Annotated in this window: 5 protein-coding genes and 1 tRNA gene; 3 read left to right on the plus strand and 3 right to left on the minus strand. The window is 62.8% G+C overall.

Features of this window, described 5'->3' with window-relative positions; genetic code table 11:
* Positions 1-427 precede the first annotated feature (427 nt).
* Both EOC83_RS32485 and EOC83_RS32490 read right to left on the minus strand, forming a co-directional pair.
* Positions 428-568: a DUF1127 domain-containing protein gene (locus EOC83_RS32485; protein WP_013531314.1), complete on the minus strand. Its 141-nt coding sequence runs from the start codon at positions 566-568 to the stop codon at positions 428-430.
* Between the two features lie 49 nt (positions 569-617).
* Complete coding sequence (locus tag EOC83_RS32490) at positions 618-758, minus strand: DUF1127 domain-containing protein (protein ID WP_013531315.1); 141 nt, start codon at positions 756-758, stop codon at positions 618-620.
* A gap of 239 nt (positions 759-997) precedes the next feature.
* Between EOC83_RS32490 and EOC83_RS32495 the strand changes: the two genes are divergently transcribed.
* The 3 genes from EOC83_RS32495 to EOC83_RS32505 are packed head-to-tail and all read left to right on the plus strand — an operon-like array spanning position 998 to position 4,172.
* On the plus strand, positions 998-2,116 hold the full coding sequence (locus tag EOC83_RS32495; protein WP_063168110.1) for a DUF2157 domain-containing protein: 1,119 nt from the start codon (positions 998-1,000) through the stop codon (positions 2,114-2,116).
* Positions 2,113-2,697, plus strand: coding sequence for a GDYXXLXY domain-containing protein (locus EOC83_RS32500; protein ID WP_063168109.1), 585 nt, complete (start codon positions 2,113-2,115; stop codon positions 2,695-2,697). Before EOC83_RS32495 ends, EOC83_RS32500 begins: the two co-directional genes overlap by 4 nt.
* 26 nt (positions 2,698-2,723) lie before the next feature.
* Positions 2,724-4,172 (plus strand): aromatic amino acid lyase, encoded by a 1,449-nt coding sequence (locus EOC83_RS32505; protein WP_063168108.1) that lies wholly within the window; start codon positions 2,724-2,726, stop codon positions 4,170-4,172.
* A 106-nt stretch (positions 4,173-4,278) separates the two neighbouring features.
* On the opposite strand, the gene EOC83_RS32510 is transcribed toward EOC83_RS32505, so the two are convergent.
* A tRNA-Leu gene (locus EOC83_RS32510) sits at positions 4,279-4,364 on the minus strand.
* Between the last annotated feature and the right edge of the window lie 153 nt (positions 4,365-4,517).

Here is a 4,517-nt window from a genome sequence, read left to right on the forward strand (position 1 = left end):
CCGCCGCCGATGATTTGGATTGGGTTTTTGCTCATGAGCGCCGGAATAATCGCTTGGTGCGGCGATTGCAATTGCCGTGCGCGGTGCGGGGCAAACAGCTGCTGATGGGAGCGCCTCGTGAAAACAACAACACCCGCCGGGGGAGGAGGTCCGGCGGGTGTCGTTTTTCGGGTCGACCTTCGGGAGGAGGTGAAGGCCGGCCATATTCGTCATCGCCGGGGAGGAGGTCGGCTTTGACGAAATTCCTTTCGCCATTTTTAGAAGGGGCGAAACCTCTGGAGCAAAATTCGTCTTGCCCCTGGGAAACAGCGCCCGCCGCGGGAGGAGGTGCGGCGGGCGCCGTTTTGGTGGTCAACCCTTGGGAGGAGGTAAGGGGTGACCGTATTCGTCAAGGTCGGGGAGGAGGTCGACCCTGGCGAAATTCTGTCTAGATCGCCTGGCGGGCGATGATCTTGATTTCGTCGCGGACGATACCGAGATCATGCAGCTGGCGGTTCGAAAGGCGACCCAGCTCGGTAACCGTCTCGCGATAAACGCGCCAGTTACGATAGTTGCGGATCAGGTTCATTGTCGTTCTCTTTTTCAAAACTGGTTCGGACCATTCGCGGTCCGAAGAATTAGACCGCCTTGCGAGCGACGTAAGGAATGTCGCTGCGGCTGATGCCGAGGTCGGTCAGTTCACGGTTGCTCAGGCGGCTCAGCTCGGACACGGTGTCCCTGTAGCGGCGCCAGTTGCGGTAGTTGCGGATCAGGTTCATGGTAGTTCTCGTTTCGTCTTTCTTGCGGATCATTCCGTTTGTGTACGAACTATAAATAGGCGGACCCATATCGATTTAAAAGCGCTATGGCTGCATGGCAGCAATGCAAATTGTGCAATGCAGCATTAACGCTCGTTCACGGACCTGACACAAAGAAACCCGAATCGGAAAATGCCTAAGCGTCAACGGCTTGACCGGATCGGCTGCAAAAAAGACCAAACTTGGGGGGGAGAAGCAGCATGGCGAGCTATTCGTCGCGGGTCAGGGCGGATATCGCGCGCTGGCAGCAGGCCGGCATGATCGACGCCGCGACGGCCGATTCGCTGGCGCGCGATGTCGAGGCCAACGAGCGCAAGTCGCTGAGCTTCGGCTCGATCCTGGCTATGATGGCCGCCTTGCTGTTCGGCGCCGCCATCCTGATTTTCGTCGCCGCCAATTGGGACGCGATCCCGAGGCTGGCGCGCGTGGCGGCGCTGTTTGCCGTCATCCTTGGCGGCTATGTCGGCGGCGCGGTGCTGAAGGCCCGCGACCATGCGGCAATCGGGGAAGCGCTGTGGATCGTGGCGGCCGCGGCTTTCGGCGGCTCGATCGCGCTGATCGGCCAGATGTATCATCTCTCGGGCGACGAGGCCTCGGCTCTGGTGACCTGGGGAGCCGGCACGGCGCTGGCGGCGGTTGCGCTGCGATCGAACCCGCTGACGGTGGCTTCGGTCGGCATCGCCGATGCCTGGCTGGTCCTCAAAGGCTTCGACTATTACAGCCGCAGCGATTTTCCGCACGGCTTCGTCGTGATGGCGATCGTGCTGTTTGCCGTCTCGTTCTGGACCCGCAGCCAGGCGGCGCGCCACCTGATTATCCTGTCGGTGCTGTTCTATCTCATGCTGCTGGTCACCAACCACGACACGCTGCAGGTGGCGATCCCGCTGGTCGTCGCCTCGGCGCTGCTGTTCGCGGCCTCGGTCTTCGCGCCTGGCCCGGTCGACCGGGTCGTGCAACTCGGCGGCCGCTTGCCCTTGCACGCGCTGCTCGCCTTCCTCACCGGCCTCGCAATGATCCAGTTCGAACTCGCCGACGAGAGCACCTACAACAGCGGTTTTGCCCTCGCTTCGGCGATCGCGCTGGCCGGTGTTGTCGCCGCGATCGTGCTGGCAGGACGGGAGAGCCGTGGGCTACGCTGGCTTGCCTATCTCGGCTTCGCCTTCGAACTCGCCATCATCTATGTCGTGACCCTGCAATCGATGCTCGATACGGCCGGTTTCTTCCTGGCCGCCGCGGTGCTGCTCGGCATCCTCGCGATCGTCATCATCCGCGTGGAAAAACGCATGAAGGGCCCAGACGCCAAGGGAGCCACGGCATGATCACCGGGAAAAGGCTTGTCATCTCGGCGCTGGTGCTGGCGCTCGTCCAGATAGGCTTCCTGAGCTGGATCATCGCCGGCCGGGCGGCGATCCTGCGCAACGGCAAGGAAGTGCTGCTGAAGATCGAACCCGTCGATCCGCGCGACCTCCTGCGCGGCGACTATATTATCCTGGGCTACGAGATTTCACGCATACCGGTGAAAATGATCGCCAACATTCCGCCCGACAAATTTTCAAGCGACGATACGTCGATTGTGGTGCGCCTGAAGAAGGGCGCCGACGGCTATTGGCAGCCGACGGCCGCCTGGTTCGGCAAGGCGCCAACGATGGCAACCGCCGACGAGGCCGATATTCTAGGCCACATCGCCGAAGGCTGGGACCTTCGCGGCGAAGAGGCGACCATCGCGCCGGACTATGGCATCGAGCGCTTCTATCTGCCGGAAGGCGAGGGGATGGCGATCCAGAACGACATGCGGGTGCGGCCATTCGGCATCCGTCTTGCTCTTGCCGGCGACGGCACCGCGCAGATCAAGGCGCTGGTCGACGGCGACAAGACGCTGTTCGAGGAACCACTCTACTAAGTCCCTTATTTCCGATGGTGTGAAGCATGCCAGTTAGCCTGTCGACGCGTGAAGACATCAACCTCGACACTGTCTTCCGCGTCGCCTGGAAGAAGGACACGGTGGAGATCAGCGAGAAGGCCTTGCAGCGCATCGCCGAATGCCGCGTCTCGTTTCTGAAGCTGATTGAATCCGATCCGCCACCGGTCATCTATGGCGTCACAACCGCCATGGGGGAATTGGCAAGCCGAAAGCTCGAACCTGACGAGCGTGATCGCCATGCGCGCATCAAGGCGTTTGCCGCCGCCACCTCGTTCGGCGATCCCTTGCCGGATCGCGTGGTCAGGGCGATCGTGCTTGCCCGTCTGACAAACTTCATCGAGGGCAACGCCGCCACCACGCCGCGCATCGCGCTTGCCGTGGCCGCGATGCTCGACGGTGGGCCGATGCCTGTCGTGCCGGCCTCCGGCCAGGGCGGCGCCGGTGAGATCCTGGCGCTCTATCCCTTGTTTGCAGAACTTTCGACGCGCTTCGACCTCGAGGTCAAGGAACGCGGCTCGCTCATCAACGGCTCGCCCTGCGCCGCCGCTTTGGTGGCCGACGCAGCGCTCGCGGGGCGCCGCCGCATCCGCATGGCGCAAAAAGTTTTCGCGCTGTCGATCGAAGCGTTTCGCGCGCCGCTCGAGCACTATGACGCGGCGCTCGACACGCTCTGGGGCGATGAGCATGAAACGGCTGCCCTGCAGGGATTGCGGGAGTTTCTGGTTGGCGCCGGCGATGGGCGACGCAACTATCAGGCGCCGGTCAGCTACCGCATCGTGCCGCGCGTCCTCGGCCAGGCGCATCGTGCGCTGGCGACGGCCGAGCGGGCGGCCAATGTGTCGCTGGCCTCGATATCGGACAATCCCGTCTACATCCCGCCCGACGATGCAGATCGGCTCGGCCGCTGCATCTCGACCGGCGGCTATCACAATGCGATGGCAACGCCGGCGCTGGACGATCTGGCGGCGATATGGGCCGACATCTGCCTGCTCTGCGACCGCCACGCCTCGAAGCTTCTGAACGGCAAGGTGTCGCTGCTGCCGGATCTGCTGATGACCGGACGTCACTCAGCCGACAGCGATGGCCATGGCAATGTCGGCTATGTGCCGATGGCGATCACCGGCTATCTCGAGCAGGCCAAGCTGGCCGCACAGCGCACCTTCATTCCGGGCACGGAATCGGCTGGCGCGGGGCAGGACGACGTCGCCACGACGGCGTTCTTCGCATGGGCCAAGGAAGCGACCGCCGGCCGCTGCGTCGATGCCGCCATGGCGATGCTGGCAATGATCGCCTCGCAGGCGCTGCACGTCACCGAACGGACGCCGCCGCCGGCACTGCGTTCCTTCGTCGATCAAATCAGAGCTATCGTGCCGCCTGTCGGCGCCGATCGCGTGCTGGGGCCGGAGCTTGCCAGGTTGGCGGAATGGTTCACTGAGAAAGTGTTCGAGGCGTAGAGATGCCAACAAAGCGGTAGCCGGTGAATTGGTGCGCCTGAACGGATGAAGTACGAACCTGCCGAGCTTCAGGTGGCCTGCCACCCGAAGCTCGAAGAGCGAAGGGTGGTGCGGACGACGGGAATCGAACCCGTACGATCAGAGATCGAGGGATTTTAAGTCCCTTGCGTCTACCAATTCCGCCACGTCCGCAGGCCAGCCCTTTTCAGACGCCAGACACAGGCCGTCAAGTCGTGTTGTTGAGCGTTCGCCGAACGTGCAAACAGACCGGGCGGCTTGATGATACTGGCGCGATCACGGAATTATCGGCGCGGCGGGTAGTGGTAGGATGCCTGTGTGGTGGAT

This window comes from Mesorhizobium sp. Primo-A, from assembly GCF_003997175.1.
GTDB lineage: Bacteria > Pseudomonadota > Alphaproteobacteria > Rhizobiales > Rhizobiaceae > Mesorhizobium > Mesorhizobium ciceri.

Excerpts from the sequence above, each read along its gene's own strand:
- EOC83_RS32485 (WP_013531314.1), bottom strand. The coding sequence starts at position 568 with ATGAACCTGATCCGCAACTATCGTAACTGGCGCGTTTATCGCGAGACG.
- EOC83_RS32500 (WP_063168109.1), top strand. The coding sequence starts at position 2,113 with ATGATCACCGGGAAAAGGCTTGTCATCTCGGCGCTGGTGCTGGCGCTC.
- EOC83_RS32490 (WP_013531315.1), bottom strand. The coding sequence starts at position 758 with ATGAACCTGATCCGCAACTACCGCAACTGGCGCCGCTACAGGGACACC.
- EOC83_RS32495 (WP_063168110.1), top strand. The coding sequence starts at position 998 with ATGGCGAGCTATTCGTCGCGGGTCAGGGCGGATATCGCGCGCTGGCAG.
- EOC83_RS32505 (WP_063168108.1), top strand. The coding sequence starts at position 2,724 with ATGCCAGTTAGCCTGTCGACGCGTGAAGACATCAACCTCGACACTGTC.